At 43.7% G+C, this 24,602-nt stretch carries 26 protein-coding genes, 2 tRNA genes and 2 pseudogenes; 15 read left to right on the forward strand and 15 right to left on the reverse strand.

The features are described from left to right. Nucleotides 1-140: 140 nt before the first annotated feature. The 4 genes and pseudogenes from O9334_RS22435 to psbU all read right to left on the reverse strand — a co-directional run. Nucleotides 141-545, reverse strand: a pseudogene (locus O9334_RS22435) (glycosyltransferase); the annotation flags it as partial. Continuing rightward, nucleotides 542-1,705, reverse strand: a complete 1,164-nt coding sequence (locus O9334_RS22440) for a HEAT repeat domain-containing protein (protein WP_045357298.1) — start codon at nt 1,703-1,705, stop codon at nt 542-544. The gene O9334_RS22440 and the pseudogene O9334_RS22435, both read right to left, overlap by 4 nt. A gap of 219 nt (nt 1,706-1,924) precedes the next feature. Beyond that, a pseudogene (gene nadB / locus O9334_RS22445) lies at nt 1,925-3,592 on the reverse strand (L-aspartate oxidase). A 401-nt stretch (nt 3,593-3,993) separates the two neighbouring features. After that, nucleotides 3,994-4,401, reverse strand: a complete 408-nt coding sequence (psbU, locus tag O9334_RS22450) for a photosystem II complex extrinsic protein PsbU (protein WP_002761160.1) — start codon at nt 4,399-4,401, stop codon at nt 3,994-3,996. 532 nt (nt 4,402-4,933) lie between these two features. Here psbU and O9334_RS22455 point away from each other — a divergent pair. The 6 genes from O9334_RS22455 to O9334_RS22480 all read left to right on the forward strand — a co-directional run bounded on the left by O9334_RS22455 (nt 4,934) and on the right by O9334_RS22480 (nt 9,347). Beyond that, nucleotides 4,934-5,569, forward strand: a complete 636-nt coding sequence (locus O9334_RS22455) for a peroxiredoxin (RefSeq protein WP_288002650.1) — start codon at nt 4,934-4,936, stop codon at nt 5,567-5,569. A gap of 657 nt (nt 5,570-6,226) precedes the next feature. Then, on the forward strand, nt 6,227-6,520 hold the full coding sequence (locus tag O9334_RS22460; protein ID WP_288002672.1) for a ferredoxin: 294 nt from the start codon (nt 6,227-6,229) through the stop codon (nt 6,518-6,520). Between the two features lie 138 nt (nt 6,521-6,658). Beyond that, nucleotides 6,659-6,743, forward strand: a tRNA-Tyr gene (locus O9334_RS22465). A gap of 8 nt (nt 6,744-6,751) precedes the next feature. Further along, nucleotides 6,752-6,823: transfer RNA gene (locus O9334_RS22470), tRNA-Thr, on the forward strand. Between the two features lie 551 nt (nt 6,824-7,374). Further along, entirely contained in the window at nt 7,375-8,073 is a 699-nt protein-coding gene (ubiE, locus tag O9334_RS22475) for a bifunctional demethylmenaquinone methyltransferase/2-methoxy-6-polyprenyl-1,4-benzoquinol methylase UbiE (RefSeq protein ID WP_190381192.1), read from the forward strand. A 35-nt stretch (nt 8,074-8,108) separates the two neighbouring features. Next, complete coding sequence (locus O9334_RS22480) at nt 8,109-9,347, forward strand: DUF445 domain-containing protein (RefSeq protein WP_036395313.1); 1,239 nt, start codon at nt 8,109-8,111, stop codon at nt 9,345-9,347. Between the two features lie 183 nt (nt 9,348-9,530). Here the strand turns inward: O9334_RS22480 and O9334_RS22485 are convergent, their stop codons facing one another. Together O9334_RS22485 and O9334_RS22490 are read right to left on the reverse strand one after the other, a co-directional pair. Beyond that, the gene (locus O9334_RS22485) at nt 9,531-10,235 is read right to left on the reverse strand and encodes an LmeA family phospholipid-binding protein (protein WP_288002676.1); all 705 of its coding nucleotides are present in this window, start codon (nt 10,233-10,235) and stop codon (nt 9,531-9,533) included. A 375-nt stretch (nt 10,236-10,610) separates the two neighbouring features. Further along, nucleotides 10,611-11,417 carry a TPM domain-containing protein gene (locus O9334_RS22490; protein ID WP_045357308.1) on the reverse strand — a complete coding sequence of 269 codons (807 nt, stop codon included), beginning with the start codon at nt 11,415-11,417 and terminating at the stop codon, nt 10,611-10,613. A gap of 155 nt (nt 11,418-11,572) precedes the next feature. On the opposite strand from O9334_RS22490, the gene O9334_RS22495 reads away from it, so the two are divergent. Further along, nucleotides 11,573-11,698 carry a hypothetical protein gene (locus tag O9334_RS22495; protein ID WP_288002678.1) on the forward strand — a complete coding sequence of 42 codons (126 nt, stop codon included), beginning with the start codon at nt 11,573-11,575 and terminating at the stop codon, nt 11,696-11,698. Here the strand turns inward: O9334_RS22495 and O9334_RS22500 are convergent. From O9334_RS22500 to O9334_RS22520, 5 genes are all read right to left on the reverse strand, one after another. Then, on the reverse strand, nt 11,695-12,060 hold the full coding sequence (locus O9334_RS22500; protein WP_288002681.1) for a DUF948 domain-containing protein: 366 nt from the start codon (nt 12,058-12,060) through the stop codon (nt 11,695-11,697). The genes O9334_RS22495 and O9334_RS22500 overlap by 4 nt on opposite strands. Next, on the reverse strand, nt 12,061-12,420 hold the full coding sequence (locus O9334_RS22505; protein ID WP_045357328.1) for a YtxH domain-containing protein: 360 nt from the start codon (nt 12,418-12,420) through the stop codon (nt 12,061-12,063). Between the two features lie 495 nt (nt 12,421-12,915). Next, nucleotides 12,916-13,932, reverse strand: a complete 1,017-nt coding sequence (gene glsA, locus O9334_RS22510; RefSeq protein WP_045357329.1) for a glutaminase A — start codon at nt 13,930-13,932, stop codon at nt 12,916-12,918. Between the two features lie 20 nt (nt 13,933-13,952). Further along, nucleotides 13,953-14,129, reverse strand: coding sequence for a hypothetical protein (locus O9334_RS22515; protein WP_193745594.1), 177 nt, complete (start codon nt 14,127-14,129; stop codon nt 13,953-13,955). Nucleotides 14,130-14,157: 28 nt separating this feature from the next. After that, nucleotides 14,158-15,006 (reverse strand): carbonic anhydrase, encoded by an 849-nt coding sequence (locus tag O9334_RS22520; protein WP_045357330.1) that lies wholly within the window; start codon nt 15,004-15,006, stop codon nt 14,158-14,160. A gap of 168 nt (nt 15,007-15,174) precedes the next feature. On the opposite strand from O9334_RS22520, the gene psbN reads away from it, so the two are divergent. Next, the gene (gene psbN / locus O9334_RS22525) at nt 15,175-15,306 is read left to right on the forward strand and encodes a photosystem II reaction center protein PsbN (RefSeq protein WP_002761150.1); all 132 of its coding nucleotides are present in this window, start codon (nt 15,175-15,177) and stop codon (nt 15,304-15,306) included. On the opposite strand, the gene O9334_RS22530 is transcribed toward psbN, so the two are convergent. Further along, a complete protein-coding gene (locus O9334_RS22530) occupies nt 15,303-18,311 on the reverse strand; it encodes an alpha-mannosidase (protein ID WP_288002685.1) in 3,009 nt (1,002 codons plus the stop codon). The genes psbN and O9334_RS22530 overlap by 4 nt on opposite strands. 416 nt (nt 18,312-18,727) lie before the next feature. Here O9334_RS22530 and O9334_RS22535 point away from each other — a divergent pair, with 416 nt between their 5' ends. The 5 genes from O9334_RS22535 to O9334_RS22555 all read left to right on the forward strand — a co-directional run bounded on the left by O9334_RS22535 (nt 18,728) and on the right by O9334_RS22555 (nt 20,721). After that, nucleotides 18,728-18,907: a precorrin-6A/cobalt-precorrin-6A reductase gene (locus tag O9334_RS22535; RefSeq protein ID WP_072024773.1), complete on the forward strand. Its 180-nt coding sequence runs from the start codon at nt 18,728-18,730 to the stop codon at nt 18,905-18,907. Nucleotides 18,908-19,129: 222 nt separating this feature from the next. Further along, on the forward strand, nt 19,130-19,411 hold the full coding sequence (locus O9334_RS22540; RefSeq protein ID WP_190380962.1) for a DUF2470 domain-containing protein: 282 nt from the start codon (nt 19,130-19,132) through the stop codon (nt 19,409-19,411). A 54-nt stretch (nt 19,412-19,465) separates the two neighbouring features. After that, entirely contained in the window at nt 19,466-19,678 is a 213-nt protein-coding gene (locus tag O9334_RS22545; protein WP_004268453.1) for a hypothetical protein, read from the forward strand. Further along, a complete protein-coding gene (locus O9334_RS22550) occupies nt 19,675-20,028 on the forward strand; it encodes an NINE protein (RefSeq protein ID WP_045357333.1) in 354 nt (117 codons plus the stop codon). Before O9334_RS22545 ends, O9334_RS22550 begins: the two co-directional genes overlap by 4 nt. Nucleotides 20,029-20,034: 6 nt before the next feature. Next, nucleotides 20,035-20,721: a helix-hairpin-helix domain-containing protein gene (locus tag O9334_RS22555; RefSeq protein WP_045357334.1), complete on the forward strand. Its 687-nt coding sequence runs from the start codon at nt 20,035-20,037 to the stop codon at nt 20,719-20,721. Nucleotides 20,722-20,736: 15 nt separating this feature from the next. On the opposite strand, the gene O9334_RS22560 is transcribed toward O9334_RS22555, so the two are convergent. Next, complete coding sequence (locus tag O9334_RS22560; RefSeq protein ID WP_288002690.1) at nt 20,737-21,513, reverse strand: SDR family NAD(P)-dependent oxidoreductase; 777 nt, start codon at nt 21,511-21,513, stop codon at nt 20,737-20,739. A gap of 148 nt (nt 21,514-21,661) precedes the next feature. Between O9334_RS22560 and isiD the strand changes: the two genes are divergently transcribed. Then, nucleotides 21,662-21,874: a protein IsiD gene (gene isiD / locus O9334_RS22565; protein WP_002732311.1), complete on the forward strand. Its 213-nt coding sequence runs from the start codon at nt 21,662-21,664 to the stop codon at nt 21,872-21,874. 163 nt (nt 21,875-22,037) lie between these two features. After that, on the forward strand, nt 22,038-23,036 hold the full coding sequence (locus O9334_RS22570) for an adenosine kinase (protein ID WP_103113235.1): 999 nt from the start codon (nt 22,038-22,040) through the stop codon (nt 23,034-23,036). Nucleotides 23,037-23,453: 417 nt separating this feature from the next. On the opposite strand, the gene O9334_RS22575 is transcribed toward O9334_RS22570, so the two are convergent. After that, on the reverse strand, nt 23,454-23,828 hold the full coding sequence (locus tag O9334_RS22575; protein ID WP_072927996.1) for a DUF5615 family PIN-like protein: 375 nt from the start codon (nt 23,826-23,828) through the stop codon (nt 23,454-23,456). Further along, the gene (locus O9334_RS22580) at nt 23,812-24,054 is read right to left on the reverse strand and encodes a DUF433 domain-containing protein (RefSeq protein ID WP_002790012.1); all 243 of its coding nucleotides are present in this window, start codon (nt 24,052-24,054) and stop codon (nt 23,812-23,814) included. The genes O9334_RS22575 and O9334_RS22580 overlap by 17 nt, the downstream gene beginning before the upstream one ends. Between the last annotated feature and the right edge of the window lie 548 nt (nt 24,055-24,602).

The raw sequence follows: 24,602 nt of genomic DNA on the forward strand, positions 1-24,602 counted from the left end.
TTGAGTCGATGGATATTTTTTCGGAACTTGCCCTTTCTTTGATACGCCTCAAACCCCAGAAAAACCCTTATTTCTCCAAAGGGTTAACGGCTATGAGCCTTATCAAGCAAGCTCTTTAACCTTTCTGTCACCCCTTGAGGATCCATCGCCAAAGAAACGGAAGCCATGCTGACTAAATGGGCGACGGGAGTGGCAAAAAAAGGAGTGAGATAAAAAGGGAGCCAATCGTAGGCAAAATTAACAATTAAATCGTACTCATTTTGTACCTGTTGGGCGTAGTGCCACATATTGGCCAAAACGGCATTTTCGGGCATTAAAATCGGGGCTTCCCGGTCTTGACTTTGAGCGGAAATCTGGGCATTTCCCGCTATAGTGATCAAGGGTATATCCTGCAATCGCGAGGCTTCTGGAGCCACTACCCGCACCGCATACCCTTGCTTAGTCAGAGTGCGAGCGAGATTATAAAGAGTTAATTCTACGCCACCGCCGCCCCCCGAACCCAAAAATCCCACGGGGGTGGAGAGAAATAACAGTTTTCGACTCAATTTTGCACCTCAGTGGGTGTGGTTTCAGTGAAGGAAGTATCCTGTACGTCATCATCATCTTCTGGTTCACCAGTGGTTTCCAGGGGAGCCATCTCTAAACGGGGCGGTAATTGCAGATTTAACTGTTTAATTGCCCAGCGTGCTGTTTCTTGCACTTCCTCATCGGAATCATCGAGGGCAAGACAAATTAATTGACTGATCTGAGTCATGATCTCGTAGAGTCTGGTTAAATCGCGAATGGCATTTTTCCGCACCTGCGGATTTTTATCTTGGAGAGAGATAGCCAAAGCTTGGTTCATCGGTCGCAGGGAGCGGGTACAGATTTGAGAGAGGGCTTCTAGGGTTAAGCTGCGTTCGACGGAATCCCCATCCACCATACTATCGACTAAAGGCTGCATTGCCCTAGAATCGGACATCTGTGCCAGCTTCCAAACCGCCCGTCTCCGGTTACGGGGATCGTTATCGCGAAGATTTTCAATTAAACGCAGGATTAAGTCTACGTTCGGGATCTGGGAGGTAGCTTGTACGGGCAAAGAAGTATTGAAATCGTATTCCCCATTGCCATTAATGTCACTGCTGGTCTTGGTGTTCGCATCGAAGGAATTACCATTGCGCCCAAAAAAGTTGTAGAGTGGGTTTTTGGGATTGATGTAAGTTGTCTTTTGGCGACGTTTTGAGGCTTTGCTTTTGGGACGACGGTATTGAAGGAGAAGCGATAGTAAAGCCCCCAATAAAGAGATTGATAACAGGGCCGAGCCAGCGAAATATGTCATTTTTTCTGGCTCAACCAAGATTTCCAGGGAGACCACTCCAGGAATAAGGGGAATAGAAGTAGAAGGTTCCTTTTTGGAGGCAGCTTCGGCATCCTTGCCCGTGGAGGTTTTATCTAAAAACTTCTCCATATCAGTGATCGCATTTTCAGCTGCGGTATCGCTCGGGCGTTGTGCCAGCGCTTGTTCAAATTTTTCCAAGGCTAGTTGGTATTTTCCTTGGGCTGCGGCTTCGTAACCAGCTTGCATCAACTGATAGTAATTATCGACAGTCTGGGTTTGCTCTAACTTGGGCGGAGTTTGAGCGTTAGCCGTGGGTAAAGCCTGGAAATGATAGCCCCAACTGCTCACACTGATAGCTAACAAAAATAGAAAATTGGGTTTGATCATAGAATTAAATTAATTAATGTAACCGTTTGGGGGGGGGGTAAAAGTATAATAGCCTAAAAGCCTTGGATGAGAAGCAGTGAACACCAGAGATAGGTCATAGACCATGATGATTGGGAAAAGACCCTCTTGAGCGTGGGACGGGTAGTAGGGAGCCTAGTATCGAGGATAGGGTCTACTGTTTAGCACTTAGTAGGGATTATCTCTGAAAAACTGGCTTAATTAAGCTTGCACAGGAGTTCTGCGCCACGTTCGACCTTGAATAGTCCTGTGGAATTGCCAATTAGCTACGGTTTCTGGATAATCGCCCCGATAGTGACCGCCTCGGCTTTCTGCTCGTAATAAGGCACTTTCCAGAATTAAGTCGGCGATGTCTAAAAGATTTAATGTCTCGATCGCTATTCTTATTTCTAACCGCACCGAGGGACACAAAAATAATTGTCCTTTGTCGGGAAGAAGATTCTGGAGAAATTGGCCCATCTTTAAGGAATGTAACTGTTGTTTCCACTGTTGCACCCGTAGGATAGCAGTTTCTAACTCATTTTGACATCGGCAAATTCCCGCATTTTCCCACATTAAAATCGGTAATTCTCTCCGTACTTTTTGCCAGTCTTCCTGTTCTTCCTGCCAGTTTTCCCCAATTTCTAAGGGTTTTTCTGGTCTTTCCCCACGAAAGTTTTCTGGCTCTAGACCTATTTCAGCTAAATTTGCCGCAAAGACAATACATTCCAAGAGAGAATTACTGGCTAAACGATTGGCACCGTGGACACCTGTACTAGCTGATTCGCCGATCGCATACAAACCGGGTAGAGAAGTGCGGGCGTTTAAATCTGTGGCTACTCCTCCCATCCAATAGTGAGCGGCGGGGGCGACGGGAATCACATCCTCAAACACATTAATGCCCCATTTTTAACAGATGCGGATAATATTGGGGAAACGATAACGCAGACGATCCGGTTCGATTGGTCTTAGATCTAGATATACTTTGGCATGGGCGGGATCGTCGGAGGTTTTGTGCAAATGGCTAAAAATCGCCCGACTCACCACATCCCGGGGAGCCAATTCTCCAGCAGCATGGTAATCGAAGGCAAAACGCCGCCCCTGGGCATCAATTAAATGCGCCCCTTCGCCACGCACCGCTTCACTAATTAAAAACCGCGGTGCCCCCGACACAGTCAAAGCGGTGGGGTGAAACTGAAAAAATTCCGGGTCGCGAATCACTGCCCCAGCACGCCAAGCCAGGGCGACTCCATCCCCGGTGCTGACGGCGGGATTAGTAGTTTGGGCGTAGACTTGACCGCCGCCTCCCGTAGCCAGAATGACTGCTTGCGCTCGCAGCCAACAGAGATGATCTTGATGGAGTAAACAAATACCTTGACAGCGTTGCCCTTCCGGGTCAAGCCAGAGTTTCAGGGCAATCGCTTGGGGAATAATGGTAATGTTGGAGCGCTCGGTCACTTTTTCCATCAGGGTACTGATGATCGCTCTCCCGGTGCGATCGGCTGCGTGTAGCACCCTAGCCTGGGAATGGGCAGCCTCAAGAGTGCGGGCTAAGTCGTCTCCAGAGCGATCAAAACTAACTCCTAACCGCAGCAAATCAGAGATCGCTTGGGGGGCCTTCTCAACTAAAAACTGCACGGCATAGCGATCACATAAGCCCGCTCCGGCCTTCAGGGTATCTTCTAAATGGAAAACGGGGGAATCTGCCGGGGACGTGGCCGCCGCAATTCCCCCCTGCGCCCAATCACTAGCCCCGGTTTTTAAATCTTCTTTGGTAATTAAACCCACCTTTAAGTTAGGGGGTAAACACAGCGCGGCATACAATCCCGCCGCTCCCGAGCCGACCACTAAAACATCTTGATAACTCGGCAGTTGCGAGGAAACGACCATGTAGGAGTTAATTGATAAATTCTATTTATTCTAGCATTTCATTTCTCTATAGCTCTGGCCAAAATCCCCAGTCTTTCGTTGGCGCAGTATATGGTCGCCAGTCGTCAACTTTTGACTGAAAACTCCAATCTGATCCCTAGACCTCTTATAAAAATCAAAAATTGTTGTTAGATTTAGGAGTCAGTATTCTCCGAGTCAGTAGAATTAAAAATGAATAATAATCAATTAAATAATCTATTTACCGATTTTATGCAATTTAATCCCTATTTTTGCCGTTTTTAAACCCTGAAAAATTAATTATGCCAGAGCTTGACTGAATAACTGATCACTGATCACTGATCACTGAAAAAGGTGAGCGATCGCTCACCTAGAAATTTTTTTTAAACCGTAATTAACTGGATTTAGTAAACTCCGGGGTTAAAACGGTCATCACCCTCGATAAATTCTTTAGAAGGCTCAGTAACGGTGAATTTCTCCAGATTAGCCTGTAAACGCTCTTTTTGAGTGGCCGAGAGTCCGGGTATATTGAGGACATCTTCCACTTCTTGGTAGGGGGCGTTTTTGATGATTTTACCAGCTAAATTGGGATAGAACCCTCTCAAGTCCCGGAAATCGCGAATATCACTGTTATTGAGGTCGATTTTCGCCCCAAATTCTGTAGTTAGTTTAGCATCAGCCGCATTTAAGACCGCCACAGGAAGAGAGGGAAGGGCGATCGAGGTGAGATTGAGAGCTTGAGCAGGAACTTTGCCCCAAAAACTCCCGATAATCAAGGCAATTACCGCCAGCAGACGAACAAGATTCTTCATTGCAGTTGTGGTCTCCTAAAACCAAGGCAAATTAACGATCAGGACAAGAAATGAAGCCGTCAGCCTTCAGCTTTCCGACTAGGCATAGGGTGGGGAATTGGGACTTACCACCGCAGCTGACCTATTAGCTGAACGCTGATAGCTAGTTAAAAAAGTTATATCATGCCATTAGACCAGATCTTAACCTAGTTTGCCGCCCTAGGGGAAGGGTTTTGAGGGTTGGGGGATGGGGTTTTAGGGTTTTAGGGGTTTTAGGGTTTTGCGGTTTTGGGGTTTTTTAACAAAGAACAAGTTGGTTAGGACAATCTAAATCGCTAAAATCAGGTTCTGGCAAGGATTTTCCTGCTGCCATCCGTCGGCTGCTACAGTTGAATTTCCCTATTTCCCTATCTCGCCACTTCCCCCATTTCCTCATTTCCCTATCCCCTAACCCAATTATTATAAATCCCTAAAATTATCAATGACGAACAGCACTCCTATGGCATCATAAACTGTTGCTTGTCTTGAAATATATAATAAGGAAGACACAATTATGGCTCTCCAATTGGGTGATATCGTTCCAGATTTTACACAAGATTCTAGTGACGGTCCGATTTCTTTTCACCAGTGGGTAGGAGATAGCTGGGTAGTGCTGTTCTCGCACCCGGCTGATTATACCCCCGTTTGTACCACGGAATTGGGTACGGTGGCTAGTCTCAAGTCAGAATTTGAGCGACGTAATGTGAAAGTGATCGCTTTGAGTGTGGATAGTGCCGAATCCCATCGGGGTTGGATTAATGACATCAACGAAACTCAAAACACTACCGTTAACTATCCGATTATCGCCGATGGCGATCGCAAAGTGTCGGATCTCTACGGCATGATTCACCCCAATTCCCTCAATAATCTGACGGTACGTTCGGTGTTTATTATCGATCCCAACAAAAAATTACGTTTGACTATTACCTATCCTGCCAGCACGGGACGCAATTTTAATGAGATCCTGCGGGTAATTGACTCCCTGCAGCTCACCGATAACTATCAGGTGGCTACCCCGGCTAACTGGACCGACGGCGGCGATTGTGTGGTGGTTCCCTCTATTCCCACTGAAGAAGCTCGTAGCAAATTCCCCAAAGGAGTTGAAGAAATCAAACCCTATCTACGCATGACTCCCCAACCTAATAAGTAATTAGTGACCGGTAATCAGTGAACCAGATCCTGGAAAACTGACAATCCAAAAACCATAAAATCTTGAGCGAGGGTTGGCTATCCGTTTTAACGGATGCTACCCCTGGCAACAGGGGATTTATCTCCCTCTATCATTTATTGGTTTGATTGTCAATAGATTTTTTCATAGTTTCCGTAGATGTGTCAATGTGTCACCAGCAGTAGCGCAGAAATAAATAGGAGTCCAGAAAGTGGGTAACTTTAACAACTGAGAGGATTCTTTTCGTTAAAAGCAATTTCTTGGCTGGGTTAAAGACAATTCATCGACATCTATCTTAACCATAAGTTAAGTTAATATTTAGCAAAAATCGGCTTAAGGCTAAAAAAACAATTAACATTATGGCTCCAAATGCTTAGTAGTGCTTAGTTTAGCTAGACTGTAGAGCGATGAAATTATCTAAAGATCAAGCAAAGATTGTCAGGAATTCTGGGGTAGATATATAAGTAAATTTTATTTTAAGTTTATTTAAGACTGTCATTACTAATGCAAGGGTGAGTCAGGGAGATTTTCCCGTAGTATCAAAAATGAAACTCGCTCCCATCGTTCAATCTGACGACGAGCGAGAGGCAATTGTAGAGACTGGCGCTTTCACTAGCATTTAATTAAGAGGAACAACTGATGACAACTTATAAAGTCACCCTGAAAACACCCGATGGCGAGCATACAATTGATGTTCCCGATGATGAGTACATTCTCGATATGGCTGAAGAAGCAGGACTGGACTTACCTTATTCCTGCCGTGCGGGAGCTTGCTCCAACTGTGCCGGTAAACTTCTATCTGGTCGTGTCGATCAATCCGATCAATCCTTCCTCAGTGACGATCAAATGGAAGCTGGTTTCATCCTCACCTGTGTCTCCTATCCCACCGATAACTGTGTGATCGTCACCCACCAAGAAGAAGCTTTGTACTAATCTCTCTCAAGATGGTTAGAAAACTCCCGTTAAGTGCCATGGCACTTAACGGGAGTTATTTTATGGCTCAAAAATTTTTTCCCTAAACACTTGTGTGTTTTAGCTAAGGGTGCTATGATTGATAATCGTGGAATTAATGGGTCGGTGCCCGAGTGGTTAATGGGGGCGGACTGTAAATCCGTTGGCTACGCCTACGCTGGTTCGAATCCGGCCCGGCCCACCACGATCAATGCCCGTGTAGCTCAGTGGTAGAGCACACCCTTGGTAAGGGTGAGGTCATGAGTTCAATCCTCATCACGGGCTTAGATTGGAAAAGTTGCGGTGATGGGATTTCTTTGATCCTCTTCACGCAATTTCATCTTAAGAAACCTGTGCGTTCGCCCTGGGAGCTTAAGCTGTACCGCATTTAAACTGCGTCTGGGAAAATTGAGGACAAATGCTCGAACTCCCTCTCCGGCACTCCCTTCTCCGGTGCAGTCTTAACGAGTAATTGAGATAGTCAACAGCTTATCCCCGTGGGCGGAGATAAGATAGAATGATATAACATCATCTGGGATTTTCTCTGGTGCTATATTAGACCTCTTGTAAAAATCAAAAATTGTTGTTAGGGTTAGGAGTCGGTAGCCAGTAGTCAGTAGTCAGTCCCGATAAAAAAATTTTCACCCCCACAGATGAAAGAGGTTTCCGTCCCTACACCCCACACCCCACACCCTACACCCTCTTTCAAGTCAGGAGAATTAAGAATGAATAATAATCAATTAAATGGTCTATTTCCAGATTTTATGCCATTTAATCCTTATTTTTGACGTTTTTGAACCCTCAAAAGTTAATTATGCAAGAGGTTTATTATAAAAATGTCCAATCAATCCTCACCTAACTCCACAGAAATACAAGCAATTTTCGATCGGATCGCTCCTGAATATGACCGACTTAATCAAGAATTAAGTTTAGGATTACACCGCGTCTGGAAATTAATGACAGTCAAATGGTGTCAACCCGAAAAAGGCGATTTTGCCCTTGATATCTGTTGTGGCAGCGGCGACCTGACTAACCTATTATCAAAACAAGTGGGCAAAACCGGCCAGGTGATCGGACTAGATTTTTCCCCACAACAATTAAAAATCGCCCGTCAACGTTTTAGCGCCACTAATATTAACTGGATGGAGGGGGATGCCCTCAATTTACCCTTTGCCGATTCTAGCTTTGATTGTGCCACTATCGGCTATGGATTACGCAATGTGGTCGATATTGCCCAATGTCTGGGGGAATTATACCGAGTCCTGAAACCGGGTGCTAAAGCGGCGATTCTTGACTTCCATCAACCCACCGAAACCATCGCCAAATTATTCCAAAACTGGTATCTCGATCATATCGTCGTTCCCGCTGCCGAGCGCTACGGTTTAACTGACCAGTACGCTTATATTAGTCCCAGTATCGATCGCTTTCCCCGGGGCCCAGAACAGGTAAAATTAGGCTATCAGTCGGGATTTTCCGGCGCTGTTCACTATCCACTCCTAGCAGGACTGATGGGAGTGTTAGTCTTAAAGAAATAACTCACTCACATTTCCGTTTATTTTTTGCTGCTAAATTGAATCTCCCTACTCTTTGGACATGGATATTACCGCCGATCGCGGGGGCAATTATTGGCTATTTTACGAACGATGTAGCCATAAAAATGCTATTTCGTCCCTACAAGGCGATTTATATCGGTAAGCGTCCTCTTCCCTTCACCCCGGGGCTAATTCCTCGCAATCAAGATCGATTAGCTGTCCGGGTATCGGATACGATCATGGGTTCCCTGTTAACTCCCGAGGAATTACAAAAACTGGCTAAACGACTCCTCGACACCGAAAGGGTACAGGGGGCGATCCTCTGGCTGTTACAATTAGCTTTAAAACAGATAAAAGGCGATCGGCAAGCAAAAACCGCCGAGATTTTGGCGGCGATTCTTCACGATTTATTCGGGGAATCTTTAGCGAGATTACTAAAAGTTTTAGCCCGACGGCAGGACTTTTTAGAAAAACAGATCAATCAAATTTTTGATCGCCTAGTTTTAGAATTTTCTCTCAGTGAACAACAGGCGCGACAATTCTCCGATTGGCTATTAGAAACCGTCTTACCTGCTGATGTTATCCGTCTAGCTTTAATCGATTTTTTAACCGATCGCAATATTCAAGTTATCGATGAAGGATTTCGGGAAAAAACCAGTGGAACCTATTGGGTAGTAGCCAATTTATTCGGTTTACGCAATGCCCTTGCTCGCTTACGCACTTTTTGCCTTGATGAAAAGGATTTAGCTAATACCAGAATCAAAGAATTATTACTATCTTTAGAGATGCGTAATCGTCTGAAAAACTGGTTACAAAGTATCTCTTTACAAAATTTACCTATCTCCACCGTCAGACAATTGCGTAAAACCACCAGGGATACGGTGCGAATTTATATTCAAGAAAGTGGCGAACAATTTCTGCAAGATTTTGGACAAACGATCGACTGGGATCAAATCGCTAATTTAATTATTAATCGTCTGCAATCTTCGGGGTCAATGACTACATCATTAGGGGTAATTAGTCAAGAGTTAGCGTTAATTTTAGAGCGTTATCTAGAGGAAGATTTAGAGAAATTAGTCGCCCAAATTATCCCGATTCTCAACATCGATCAGGTGATCCGCGATCGGGTAAATGCCACTTCCCCCGCCGATCTGGAAAATGCCATCCAAGGCATTGTTAAACAGGAATTACAGGGAATTGTTAATCTCGGTGGTATTCTCGGTCTTCTAGTTGGACTAATGCAAACAGTTATTTTAATTGCACAGAATCCGGGGTAATAATTAGGGTCTGCTGAAAAAGTTTGTTGGTGGGGGCAGGGTGTGGGGTGTGGGGTGTAGGGTGTGGGGTGTGAATTTTCCCCCTGAAAAAGCCTTAATCTAACAAGGTTTTTAGATTTATTCAGCAAGCCCTAATTAGGGGGGTTAAACTAAGTTAACCCACCGGAATCATTGCGTTTATTTTTAAGGTAAAATCAAAAAACTTCCCTGACAGAAAAGAGTTTGATCGTCGAGAATAAAAGATTTAATCTCCACATCTTTGCCTAAATCGACGGTAAAGGGTTGCAAATCAATAGATAAATCTGGGGCTAAACCTTGCCATTGTCGGGGACTAATCCCTAAAGTGCGAGCATCTTTTAAGGTAATATCGGCAGTAAAAATTACTTCTGCACCTGTTTCTCTATAGCCGAGAAGAGAGAAATAACCCTGATTTAGGAGAACACTTTTCCAGTTAAAATGCTCTGGTGAGATAATTTCTCTGGCATTAACAATTCCGTTATTTTCTAGGGAAAAAATTAGTAAATCCGCCAAAGCATTAACTAAAATAGTCGAGGTGATCGAATTATTTAAATCCTGCTCGTTAATTTCCACCTCACCGCTAACCCGAATAGGTTCCAAAATTTTTAGAGGTTTCCCTCGCAAAACCTGCCCGATATTAAGACGAATATTTTCCCCTCTTAATTGCGCTTTACCTAGATGTAAACCTTGATAAATCGCTTTTCCTACGGCTAAAAATACCCCGGGGATATAACCGCGCAAAATTTGCCGATCATGACCTTGCAGCTGCATTTCTAAATCTTCTATCTGTTCTACTTGCGTTCTTAAGAACAGACGTACTGCTGGCGGCAAAACCTTACTAATAATCTCACTTTGAGTATTGACCCACATAAACGTTATCTCACTCACTCCACAATTTTTCTAATTGTAACAGAGCTAGATCGATCGAACCATGAGGGGCCGCCGTCAGCTATCATACTAAATCCGTTGAGTAGAGGCGAGTTATGAGGAGAGGCAAAAGGCAAAAGGCAAAAGGCAAGAGGCAAAGGGGAATAAATAATCAGTTTCTAAGTAGGTAGGCGTTAAAAATTATCAGATGCCCCCCTTATCAAGGGGGGATTAAGGGGGGATCGAACCTAAAATTCATTTTTAATTTAATTATAACCAACAACTTAATAACTGGATTTGGTATCAGTTATAGGTAAAAACTTCGCTACTTTCTTTTCACTGATTACTGATTACTGATCACTGACAAGCCCCTAATTTTTAGGTTTTTGAGGCGTTGAGGGAATTAAAACGAGGGGAAAGATAGGCGACTAAAATTCCAAGGGTAAAACCAATTAAATTGCGGAAAAGGGGCAGTAATTCACTGGTGCGAGTAACCACCGGTCCGATGCCAAAAGCAACAAAGAGGATAAACCAGAGGGGAGAGACAATTAAAACCCATTGCCAAGCGAAAACCTGTCCTTCTTTGCGAGGAATACCGGCAAAACCGAAGACTAAACCGCCGACAATTGAGGTAATTAAAGTTAAAATCCACTGTTCCCTCGGTAAACCGGGGACCACCGCACAACCACCTTTAACTAAACAGCCTTTTACCGTGTCTAAGGATTGTACGATCGCGTTATTTTCGCCATTTTCCCGGACAAAATACATATTACCGAAACGGGCCTGTAACTCGATCCAAAAAGTGCGGGGTAAAAATTCATAGACGGCATCACCAATACTAAAAGATAGTAGATTACCGCCGCGACCATCGGCCACTAGGAGAATACTTTTATCATCCAATCCCCAGAAATTAATCACGGCCCGGCCGGGGCTGCGGTCATATTGGGTTAAAACTCGCATTTTCCAGCCGGTTTCCCCTTGAAATGTCTCGATATCTCGGATTAATGCTTCTTCCTGTTTTGCGGGTAGATAATTGGCTAAATCAACGATCGGAGTGGCTTGATTGGGCAGTAATTCGGGATTATTCACCGCTAGAGCTTGATCCGGGCAGATAATCCAACCCAGACAGCTAATGACACCAATTACAAGAGCGATCGAGATTCCTCGGCAAAAACGATTGAGCATAGCACTTCTAGACAATGAGAATTTTTTCAGCAAGGGTGTAGGCTAACTTTCAGTTTCTTTACACTTATTTACTTTATCTTAAGGGAATTCTCAACTTTAGTCACTCAGTTATCAGGAGTCAGGAGATAGGAGTCTGTATTCAGGAGTCAGTCCCGATGAAAAAATTTTCACCACCAGAGATGAAAGAGGTTTCCTTCCCTACACCCTACACCCTACACCCCACACCCCACACCCCACACCCTACACCCCACACCCTACACCCCACTTCCCCATCTGCTTAACTGCGTTTCCAAGTATTCCAAGCGACTTTAAAACCGATCAAGAGGCGACGGCTGCCACGATCGAGCTTGCTGAGACCAGCTTTAGCACTACCGAGACTGCGATCGACTCCTTGGAAAACTTGGCGGGTACTTTTGACCCCTTCATCGATATTTTCGGTTAATTCGCTGATTTCTGCCCCTGTCAGGCGAATTGCTTCTAGAGTCGGGGGAAATTCCCGATGGAGGGTATCGAATAATTTTTCGGCACTGCGGGCTGCCCGGGCTAACTCTTGCAGGGCAGGTAAAGCAGCGATGAAAACCGCCGTTAAACTAACGGCGACTAGCAGTAAAGAACATCCTAGCCAGAAAATAGGTTCGGTCATTTAATGGTCATTCGAGTGATGATTATCGCCTTGGGGGGATTCTTCCGAGTCGGGGAAAGGATTGTCCGTGGCTAGACTTTGACTAGCTTCGATTCCGGCTGTCACCGCCTCTTTTAATCTGATTAAAGTATCATCCCAATTACGCCGGGCCGATTCCGATAGGCGATCAGCCTGCAATTGCATCGTCGTGGTCAGATCTTCGGCTAATTCAGGCAAAGCCCGCGCGGATTTTTGCAGAATTCGACGGGTTTCTTTTCCAGATCTGGGCGCTACTAATAAACCCGCCACTGCCCCGATCGCACTGCCCACTAAAACCCCGACGAGGAATAAGCCACCGTTACCGTTATTTTTATCTGCCATAGGATTGCCCTTGTACTTAATTCCCAATTTTACGAGCAATTACACTTCTCTTGTGCAGTTTCTTCGGCAAAATTTTGGACTGTTGCTCTTGGTAAGCAGCAACAGACCTAGAAGGGATAAATTGAGAAAAACTAGCGATCGGGCAAAACCCGATTTTATTGCTGACTTTGAGCCAATAAGGGAGTGAAAAAGAAGAACCTCTGGGAGTCTTGCCGTGTTTCGACCCCAAAGGTTCCTCTTATGCTGAACTTATACTCCTCACACAATAGTAATAATACACACAATCCGCTGCTTTTGTCAAGAGGTTTATGACATTTTTTTCCACAGACCTCTGGCCAAATTAATTTTCCAGGGCCGGCAGGCGCTCTTGTCGGGGACAGCTAAGTAGGGTTTGCGGCAAAAAGTTTTTCCTGGGGGCAGGGTGTGGGGTGTGGGGTGTAGGGTGTGGGGAAATGGGGAAATGGGGGAGTGGGGAGAGGGAAGTAGGGGGTGGTATCAACTATTGCCTTCAAGCCACGTTTTCAAATCTCGTTCTGGTTTGGCCACATTAAATAAATGTAAACCAAAATCCTCTGAAATATCTTGACAAATTTTCACTCCTCTGATGCTGTTGCCTTTTTCATCTAAAAGGGGCGAAAAAGTCCCAATTCCCAACTGATGGGGAACTACTGCCGTAATTCCGCCCCCGACACCGCTTTTTGCCGGTAATCCTACCCGATAGGCCCATTCTCCCGAAGCGTCGTACATTCCACAGGTAAGCATAACACTGATCACATCTTGAACGTAGTGTTCATCGATCGCCCGTATTCCTGTGATTGGGTTGACACCCCCATTAGCCAAGGTAGCCGCCATCAGGGCTAAATCGTGAGCATGGACGAGGATGGCGCATTGTTGACAGTAAAGGTCGAGGGTTTCTTCAATTTTATCGCTAACCATGCCAAAATTTAGCATCAGATAAGCCATGGCCCGATTGCGATTGCCGGTGGATTTTTCCGAGAGAAAAACGGGGACATTAATCTCGTGATCCCTACCCGTATAGCGTTTAAACATTTCTAAAATACGTTTTAGCCTTTCCGTGGCATTCTGTCCGGTGATTAAATCCGTGGTAGCGATCGCACCAGCATTAACCATAGGATTATAGGGACGATTGGTTTTTTCATCGAGAATAATCGAGTTGAAAGCTTCCCCCGTGGGTTCAACACCGACTTTACTATTAACGTATTCCCTTCCGTGATCTTCTAGGGCTAATCCAAAGACAAAAGCTTTAGAAATCGATTGTACTGTAAAGGTTTGCTGACAGTCGCCCACCTCAAAAATCTGACCGTCAGTGCTAATTACAGAAATACCAAACCATTCTGGAGCTGCTAGGGCTAATTCCGGAATATAATCGGCGATATTCCCCGTCTGTAAATCGGAGTATTTTTCGTGAAGATAGTTAAGATAGTTCCGAAAAGGATAGACTAACTCTTGCCCGGAATTGACGGGACTAATAAAATCTTTTGGGGAAGCCATAGAGGAGTATAGCAGTTATCCTAATAATGAGTGACAAAGTTGTGGTTTTGGGGAGTCAGTCGCCGGTATTCAGTTGTCTCTATTGGAGCATGATTGTAAGAGGTGGTTCCCTCAGCTGCTTGCCTATCTAAATTACTGGTTAAGATTGCCGCCGATAATTGTTGTTTCAGTGCCACTCTAGAGACGGTAATAAGCACATCTCTAGAGAATTTCTGTAATTTCTAATTAACTTCCCGAACCACGATAAATGCGATCAGCTTGGGAGGGTTCTAAATAAGTATAGCCCGGTTTTTGGGTTGAGGAGCCATTCTTTTTCGCCACAGTATTAACCGCAGGAGTCGCTTTTTTTAAGTCCGCATTAGTCCTGATATAATCCTCAGAAATCTTGAAGGGATGACTATTGGGAAGGTGACGACTAGGGGGTAAATTGTCTTCTGGTTCGGGATGGGTAATTTTACTATGGGGAGCGACAAAATCGTGTAGGATGGGATCATAGGCTAGAATTTCGCCGGTTTCAATCCGAAAAATCCAACCGTGTAGGGACAATTTACCCTGATGTAATCGGGAACGAATAATTGGATAGCTTTGCAAATTACTTAACTGATTGAGAACATTTTCTGCTACTGTCACCTCGATCAGTTCTTCTCCTTCTAGTTCTTTGTAATTATCCTTAACTAAACGTCGAGTAGCTTCTGCTTGCTTTAACCAATCGTAAACTAAAGGCATTTCATCGGCCAGACTCTGCAATTTTAACAAACCTTTCATCGCTCCACAATGGGAATGACCGCAGATAATCACTTGCTCGATGCCGAGAGCGTTGATAGCATATTCTATAGATGCACCTTCACCACCATTGGTTGCTCCGTAGGGAGGAATTATATTTCCCGCATTACGAATTACGAATAATTCCCCCACCTCCGCTTGGGTAATTAGGTTAGGATCGATCCTGGAATCGGAACAGGTGATAAACAGGATTCTCGGTTTTTGTCCGTGGGAGAGTTGCTCAAATAATTGCCGATGTTCATCAAAATAACCACTCTGGAACTTTTCTAGTCCCTGTAGGAGTTTCTTCATAATAATTCTTCTAGTTTAGTTCGATCGCTATTTAGTCGATCCTTTCAGCATTATCGGGCATGAGATAACAGCAATGCAACCGGCCAGATTAGCGATCGCTATCGGCTGCGAGATTGGTTATACTTTGTTAAGATAAGATACAGACTGTATCTAAGCAAATTTTATTCTATGGAAACTGCAACAATTTTGGGGATTTCGATCGCTGCCGCTTTGGTAGGAATTACCGCTTTAGCTCTTTATACCGCTTTTGGACCGCCGGCAGCAGAATTAAGCGATCCTTTTGAAGATCACGAAGATTAATTCTTTAATAACCATGTGGCTATCTGCCAAGGAGAAATTTGCTCCATAGGATCGATCGCTCTTTCTAAACCATCGATCGATTCTTTTATTGTTAATTGTAATTGATTTTGCCAATCAATAACAGCGTTTTCTCCCTGACATTCATAAACGCGCATTACCCAACCCCGAGAGGCTGTTTCAGTTGGTTTGAAACTCATTAAAATTAAGTTATCGGCCGAGAATTTTAACCATTGTGCCACCGGTGGCAGCCGGTTTGATTGAGAAGAATTAGTAATAAAAATAACGGTGACAGGTAAGTTTAACTGCCAAGCGTGATGGACAGTTTTCGCCGTTTTCCAGTTACCTTGGTGGGGATATATTGCATAGGTAAATTCTTGTTTACCCAGATCCGCCTCGGAATCGGGCCATCGGGGACTTCTCAGCAGAGTTAATCGCAGTTGCTGGTTAGTAGCATCATAGCCATATTTATTATTATTTAAAAGACTCACCCCATAGTTTGCCTCTGTATCGGTTAAATCCGCCCATTTATGGGCGTAAACTTCCCATTTTGGCGATTCTGGTTCGTGATCACGCTCGATCGCACCACAGGCAATTTCATAGGTGGTAAAATCGCTGTTGAGGGTGAGAGGAAAAGCGGTTTTTACTAAAGTATGTTCCTGTTGCCAATTAACAATAGTTTTAATCTGGAGAATAGGAGAATCTTTTTCTAAGATATAATCTTGACAAAATTGCGAATCACCTAAACTTCTGATCACGCGAATCTGCCAGCGCAAGGCACCACATTCTAAGCATTCGATCGATTTTAATACTGTTTTGGGTAAGGGATATTGTTGATAATTCGGATCGATATTCCAAGCGTCCCAATATTGTCCTTGATCTTTAAATGCCTGTAATTGATTACCAGCAGCTTGCAGGATTTCTTTTTGATTAATTATATCAAATATACTATCTATATCTCCCGTTTCTGAGTTAATGGTAACTTTAAGCAGTCCATTGTCTAAAATAAATTGGCAGTTGGTTAAATTTTGCTCGGCTGCTTGCTGATTGGCAACTAACCAAAATAACTTATAACCCACAGAAGGAATATTTTTAGCGAGAAATAATAGCTGATTGTCGTGGGATAATTGCGAAGGACAGAGACAATTATTCCAGTCATAAACCGAACAATTGACAGATTCTACAGCTAAAGAGATAACTTGGGATATTTCCCAGTTAAGAGAATTAAAAACTAGAAAAGGTTTTGCTTGGGGATGGGGGGGATTAGGTAAATTAATTTGAGTGGCAATTGCCTGTAAAGCTTGATCTAAAATTGCTTCACCTGTGCTGATAACTTGCTGCCATAACTGATTGGCATCCCTAAACACTTCGGGGATAGAAGTACCGGGAAGTATATCGTGAAACTGATTTAATAAAACCTTTTTCCATGGGGATTCTATCTCGACTTTCGGATAGGGAATCTCTAGTAAAATATTAGCCAGAGAAGACCATAATTCCCCTTGATACAAGAGGATTTCACAGTAACGATTATAGGCCTTTTGGTCGGCGTGGGTAGTATAACAACCGCGATGGAATTCTAGATATAATTCATCATCCCAGATAGGAAGATTACTTGTCTCCAGACTGTCCAGATAAGTTGTTGCTTGGCTAAATTTTAGCTGGGGGAAAAAAGGAGATTTTTGCCAACGTTGGGCCACCTCTAACATATCACGAGTCGGACCGCCGCCATGGTCACCAACACCGGGCAGCCAAAAAATATCTTTTAAGCCGGTTTGCTGTTCCCAATTGAGAGCATGATCGGTCATAATAATTGGGTTAGTATCCATAACTCCGGCAACATTGGGAGGAGACATGAGGGAAAGAATTTTACTGCCATCGGGAGATTGCCACCAGAAAAAACCGTGGGGAAATTTAGTCGTATCATTCCAATGCAGTTTCCCGGTTATAAAATATTTGATGCCAAAGGATTTAAGAATTTGCGGCAATTGGTAGGGAAAACCAAAGGTATCCGGCAGCCAAGCAGTTTTAGTGATTTGTCCAAATTTTTCTTGAAAATATTTTTGTCCATAAAGTAGTTGTCGAAATAGAGATTCCCCAGAGATTAAATTGACTTCTGGTTCTACCCACATCCCGCCCAAAAGTTCCCAAGATTGCCCTTTATATGCCTCTAGCATCGCTTGAAACAGGTCAGGATGATGTTTTTCTATCCAATCGTAAATTAGGGGGCTAGAATGACCAAATATGAGGGCAGGAAAATCTTTTTGCAGGTTTAAAACCGAGATAAAAGTGTTTTTTGCCACTTGCCAAGTTTCTGCCAACGGCCACAACCAAGCCATATCCAAATGTGCGTGGCCGAGAAGATGAAAACTGCGTTCTTTGAGAGGTTGAGCGAGGGTTTGCAGGGATTGACGAATTGATTCTAGGGAGCGATTAAATTTATCTTTGTTGGTGACATTATCCCAGTCAATATTATCGAGAGTAGCGGTAAAAGCCGCTAAGTGTTCAGGATAAAAAGTTTGTAGATAATTATGGAGAATGGTTAATTCATCAGCAACAAAACAAGGATCGATAGCTTGGCTATATTCATAGATTAACTCTGATTTCATCAAACCACCAATATCATGATTGGGACTGACTAAACGGAGAGTAACAAGAATTTCTTGATCGGTAGAGACCGAGTTGGAAAGTAAAATGCGGGTGGAAGAATCAAAGAGGTCTCCTGCTTGGATAAATTGATTATTAACATAAATTTTGACATCTTCCGCCCACCAAGTTAAGATTAATCTCAGTTCCATTCCCGCTAAAGGATAACCGGCTAAATGTTCGGGGACAATAATTTTTTGAGTTAGATATTGAATTTGTCTGCCAGCCGGCCAAATAATGTATTGTTTTTCATTGAGGGTGACGGGTTGAATTGGTTTTCCCGCTGCTGTAGCGATAAACCAATTTTTCTGAATATCTGTGCGGGTGAGGTGAGACAGTTTAGCGATGTTGTCGAGGGGAGACATGAGTAAACAAATAAGTTAATTTTGATTATTTTAAGCGATCGAGGACTAATTAGGCTAGGGGGAACTCCTGTTAACGCAATACTGCTGAAGATTTACTTAATCTCATCTTTAGTCAAACCAATAGTTTATTAGATTAAGTTAAAGCTGAGGAACTAAAAATCCCAATACTCACCGCATCTGGATAACGTTCATCTACCAAGTATTTCCTGTGTTGGGCTAATCAATACTGGTACGTTGCTCAGTCACTGCAAGCTGCCTCCTTTTAAGGACATGAATAAGTTACTAACTCTCTTTTTGGCTCAATTTTTGCCCAGAGGTGCGTTCATTCTTAGCCAGCATCATTGGACAAATTAGGCTGAATTTATCTCTCCCATTATCCGTGATTATGGCTTTGACAGACCACTACTTCGATTGACCTGAATTGGAACAATTTAGATAAATACACAATTAAAGCTTTTTGTCAAGAAAATAACATTAAACTTATTATTGATGCCTCCCATGCCCACGCCCAAATTATCTGCCAATTAGCGATTAATTACGCTACCCTAACTAATATCCCCTATCTGCGCCCTATCAAAAAATCGGTCTTGAGCTAGATAGTTTAGAAACCCTCCAAGATATCGCGCCCCTGTTCATCCGTCTGCTACCTGTTGTAAACTCGTTAGAGACAGCCTGAGAAGCATCATTGACCAGCAATCAAATTATTGCCCTCCGTCCCCCATTTGCCTCGATTTAGAACTGGCTTTTGCCAGTACCCACCCTAATTATCCCAAAAAACTAGCAATTTTAACGATATTATCGATTTTTTCTGGAATATTATGTCTGAAACTATCACTCCCGCCATTAGCGAGCGCATCTGTAAACACATGAACAAAGATCACGGTGAGGCCGTGCTTTTCTACGCTCAAGTTTACGGTAATATTACCGATGCAGAAACTGCTCAAATGCTCTCCATCGATCCCCAAGGCATGGATTTAGCCGTAGAAAAATTAGGGGAGAGTCAAACAATTAGAATACCGTTTGAGCGCACCCTAGAATCAGCCAAGGATGCCCATAATATCCTCGTTGAGATGCTAAAAGTTAATCAAACCACCCCTTGACAAAGCCCGATTTTGCCCCTATCACCGAAAAAGACCAACCTAGAAAATTAGCCCATGAATCAGGTTAACAGTACGGGAATAAAAATACCCAAGTCTGGCTGGCGTTTACTGCCTTTTTTAGTCTTGGGTGTGCTAGTTTTTGCCTTTAATTCCTCCCTAGAATTAAATTATCTAGTCAAGGGTTATATTACTCTCTTGGAATTACAGGCAGGCATCGTGGTTTTATACTTTCTTTTGGCTAAATTAGGGAAATCTCAAAAATTATGAGAAATAGAACTATAGCGGCTTTACTAGCCTTTTTTCTCGGTTATCTTGGCATCCATAAGTTTTATCTAGGGGAAAATTTGGCAGGTATTTTTTATCTACTTTTCTTCTGGACTTTTATCCCCGGCATCATTGCTTTTTTTGAATTTATTGGTTTAATCATCATGTCAGATCAAGCTTTTGATGCTAAATACAATCCCAACTATCTCCCCAGCAGTAGAGAGCGAGGACTGCCAGAATCAGCCCAGCAAAAAACCGCTACTTTACTCCAGCTTAAAAAACTTTACGATCAGGGAATTATTACTGCTGAAGAATACGAAGAAAAACGCAGAAAATATTTAGATTCTCTTTAAAAAAATATGTCTAATCTCTCTCCTCGCCCTCCCGAATCTTCCGAGTGGATCTGGCTATCCTTAGTCCCAGTTTTCGGGGGACTTGCCATTGCTAATGCTGGCAAAAAAACTAATAACCAAAGTTGGTTATCCGTCGGCATTGCTTTGACAATTATCTCCTTTATTTTCCTTACACAAGAGTCTTTTATCGTAATTTGGTTTGCCCAAATCGGCCTGGGTTTATACATCCGTCAACAGCTTAATTCCCATCCAATAGCTTCGGCAAATAGAACCGATTCCAGACAGTCATCCTCTCCTCTTGAAAAAATTGATATTAACAGCTGTTCCACCAACGATCTGGTTTATAAATTAGGGTTGCCGATTGTCTATGCCAATGATATTGTTTCTGTCCGTAATGAAGGACATATTTTTACCCATTTGGAAGAATTACACTTCCTAGCTGGTTTACCGGAAAATTATCTCAAAAAATTAGAACCTTTGATTATCTTTGCCTACGATATTCGCCAAGAAGTTGACGTTTCTTGGCGTTGTTTAAACTACTACTCCGTTGCGGAATTAGTCAATCTCGGTCTTGACTTTTCCCTGGCCGATAAAATTGTCGCCGAAAGAGAAAAAAACGGTGTCTATCGTTCGGCCATCGAAGTGAGAAACCGGACAGGTATTCCCTTAAAATCCTATCAGCAATTGCTCTAATTAGCTTTATTCTACTTATAGCTTGAATTGCTTTTCTATCAAAGACACGATCCAACTTCTAGGTAAAAAACGGGGCAGATTGACGATAATTTTATTAGCCAATTTACCGGCTACCACGTTGGGGCGTTTGTTTGCCAAGGCAGTTAAAGCCTCTTGTACCACCACTTCCGCCGAATCTAACCGGCCGTTTTTGCCCATAAAAGCCCTGGGAAATCGGGCCACCTCAAAAAAATTAGATTCCGTCGGACCGGGGCAAAGAGCAAGGATTTTAACGCCTTTATCTTTATTTTCTGCCCAGAGAGACTCGCTAAAGCTGAGGACAAAAGCTTTTGTGGCTGCATAAACGGAAAGATAGGGGAGCGGTTGAAACCCAGCAATGGAAGCAACATTGATAATTGCCCCCCCAGCACCAGCAAGCATCGGACGGAGAAAATAGTGGCTTAATTCCACCAATACCAGATTATTTAACTGGATCATTTCTAACTGTCGGGCTAAATCCTGCTCGCTAAAAGCACCATAATCACCAAAACCAGCATTATTTACCAGTAAATCAACGTTGATTCCTTTTTGGTTCACCGTATCATATACCAGCTTTCCTGCCCCGGCAACGGTCAGATCTTGAACGATAACTGTCACTTTTACCCCGTATTGTTCCTCTAATTCCGCTGCTAATTGTTCTAGTTTATCCCTAGATCTAGCGACTAAAATTAGCTCCATTTGCCGTTGGGCAAGTTGACGAGCAAAGACGACACCGATACCAGTGGAAGCGCCAGTAATGAGGGCTGTTTTCATAGAAGATCAACTAAAAATAGCTCTTTTGCTGGAATCTTACCACAATTACCCTTTCATTTACAGTTCTTAACTTGGCGGGGAAGGCATTTTTTCAACTTAGGATATATGTTAAGCTAGAAATAGAACAAAGGTCGAGGGAGGTGCAGAGATGACAGTTATAAGCTTCACTGATCAAGATATTGCCAAATATACCGCCGCTGATATTGCTTCTTTAGCCGAACGACTAGAAAAAGATGAGTATAGCAACCCCTTCGAGGCTTTGCGGGATTGGCACCTGTTGCGAGCGATCGCTTTTCAAAGGCAGGAATTAGCCGAACCTTATCTTTATCTGTTGGATCTAGAAGCCTACGATGAGGCTTAAGGTTGCTTAGTTAAACAAAACTTAACACAAATTACTGGGGGTGTGAGACTAGCACACCCATTATTTTTGATTATGATATTCTCCGGCTGAAAAAACCCCTAGCTTTTTGCCCCTTATTTCCCTACTATCAATAACAAAGTATTTTTAGGCGATCGACTAGATTATGGGCAAACAATACAACGTTTATGGGATCGGTAACGCGCTCGTTGATATGGAATTTCAAGTCTCTCCTGAATTACTGCAAGAATTGGGCATCGATAAAGGAGTGATGACGCTGGTGGACGAAAATCGTCAAACCCAGTTGATGGAAAAATTGGCTCTTGATTGTAAACGCAGCGGTGGCGGATCGGCGGCGAATACCCTAGTAGCGATCGCTCAGTTGGGGGGTAGAGGTTTCTATTCCTGTAAAGTGGGCAATGACGAATTAGGTAAGTTTTATCTGCAAGATCTGCGGGCCTGTGGTTTGCATACCAATGAACACGGCGGCGAAAAAGAGGTGGGAATCACGGGAAAATGTCTAGTTTTCGTCACTCCCGATGCCGATCGCACCATGAATACTTTTCTCGGCATCACCGGGGAAATTTCCGAACGGGAATTAGTCCCTTCAGCGATCGCTAATGCCGATTATCTCTATCTCGAAGGTTATCTCGTCACCTCTCCCACTGCCAAAGCTGCCGCTATTAAAGGGCGAGAAATTGCTCAGGCTGCTGGAGTCAAAACCGCTTTATCCCTGTCGGATCCCAATATGGCGATCTTCTTTCGGGAGGGATTACTGGAAATGATCGGAACCGGGTTAGATTTCGTTTTCGCTAATGAGTCGGAAGCTTTGACTATTTCCGGCAGCGAGGAAATCGAGTCAGCGATCGCCTATTTTAAAACCATTGCCAAAGGATTCGCTATCACCCGGGGTGCCAGTGGTTCTTTGATCTATGATGGCGAAAATCTCCTGGAAATTGACCCCCATCCCGTACAGGCGATCGATACCGTCGGTGCGGGGGATATGTACGCAGGTGCGTTTCTCTACGGTATTACCCACGGTATGGGTTACAAAGGGGCGGGAAATCTCGCTTCTCTAGCGGCTGCCCGGGTGGTTTCTACTTTTGGGGCGCGTTTACAAACCGAGGAAATTCAATCCCTGCGCGATTCGATCGTTTTGGGATAGGTTTTGTCGGTGATCGGGAGTCAGTAGTCAGGTTTTTTCTCCCTGCTCCCTGCTCATAGACAGTCTTAACCAGTAATTTAGATAGGGTTTGCTGAATAAATTTGAAATGTAGGCAAAGTAGGGGTTTTGGGGCTTTACGAGCGAAACAGGTGCAAGATTTTGAGAGAATCGTCGTTCAAAACCTTGCGTCTTCATCGGCCCGCGTCCTGTAGGGGCGAAGCATTCGGGCAATAACCTATCGGTGAAAACGTAGATTTTCTATCCGAATGCTTCGCCCGTACTTATTCAGCAAACCCTAGATAGTCATACTAAATCCTGTTTAAAAGTTATAGGAGAGTGGGGAGAAGGGAGCGGGTTTTTCAAGTTGGATTGGGGGTTAATCATACTATTAAAAACCGATTCAGTATAACGTTTCCGTTAGACATCAGACACTAATGGTAAACGACGAATACGAATACGGCTTGGCTCAACCGTAATGGCTGATCCTTGTTCTAAATCCTCCTCGCACTCAGCGATTACTGTCAACAAAAGATTCGTAAGTGCTTGGGCGCGTAATCTTTCAACCCGAATGCGAATGACTGAAGGAGTATTCGCCACATCAAGTGCCAGCAATGTATGGAAATCCGCATCGAGAGTAGCAACAACCCGTCCCTCGTCTCTAGCCCTTTGGATAATGTCTGAGTCTTCAGCTTCAGACATCCCTATTTCACCAACATGAATAGTGTCGATCCCAGCATCACATAATAAAGTTGCCGCAGAAAGCGGTAGTCCCTGATCAAGCAACAGCTTCATAGCGATTAGGAAGTTCAATGATGCGATCATCCAAGTAAGAAGAGGCAAAAATTAGGGCTTGTCGAATATCTTCATCCTCCAGTTCGGGAAACTCTTGATGTAATTCTGCTCGATCGGGATAAGTTGCCAGTAGCTCAATCACTCGACGAACCGTAAGGCGAAGATTACGAATGCAGGGTTGCCCATTCATACGGTTTGGATGGCTCGTAATACGATCTAGTTTCATTAAAGTAATTCTATTTCTTCATGATCATTTTAACCTTTAGCGGGGGTAAGCAATGCCTGAAAGACATCCCCCACATATCCATTCTCTGTCATCAGATAAACCGTCACCCATACTATCTTTATATCACGCCCAAAAGCCTGTTAGTCAGATTAGCCCACACCACACTTTAACCCACAGTTTTAATCAATGGGCATGGTGCGTTCCCCAAAATCGATCGCTGGAGCAGTAGCACTTGCATTAGGGAACGCACCCTACCAGATCGGCGATCGCACTGCATTTAATCTTGGTTTTGAGGGAGTTGGGTAACAACAAGATCGGCGATCGCACTATTTAAGCTGCCAGTCCAGCAAAAATGCCAATAAGATCTAGTATTGAGAATCGGATTGTACCTACTGGTGTATCCACGCCCTAAGTACAGGACAAAAAGCTTGAAAAGTAGGCGGGAGTGGGGTTTTATGAGAAATAGCACTAATCTCGAAACCCCTATGAACCAGTATAATGCGTTGAAACAAGCTCTCAAACCTCATTTGCGATGGCACGGAGCAAGA

The sequence above is a fragment of the Microcystis sp. LE19-8.1F genome, assembly GCF_027531715.1.
In the GTDB taxonomy this organism is placed as follows: Bacteria; Cyanobacteriota; Cyanobacteriia; order Cyanobacteriales; family Microcystaceae; genus Microcystis; species Microcystis wesenbergii_A.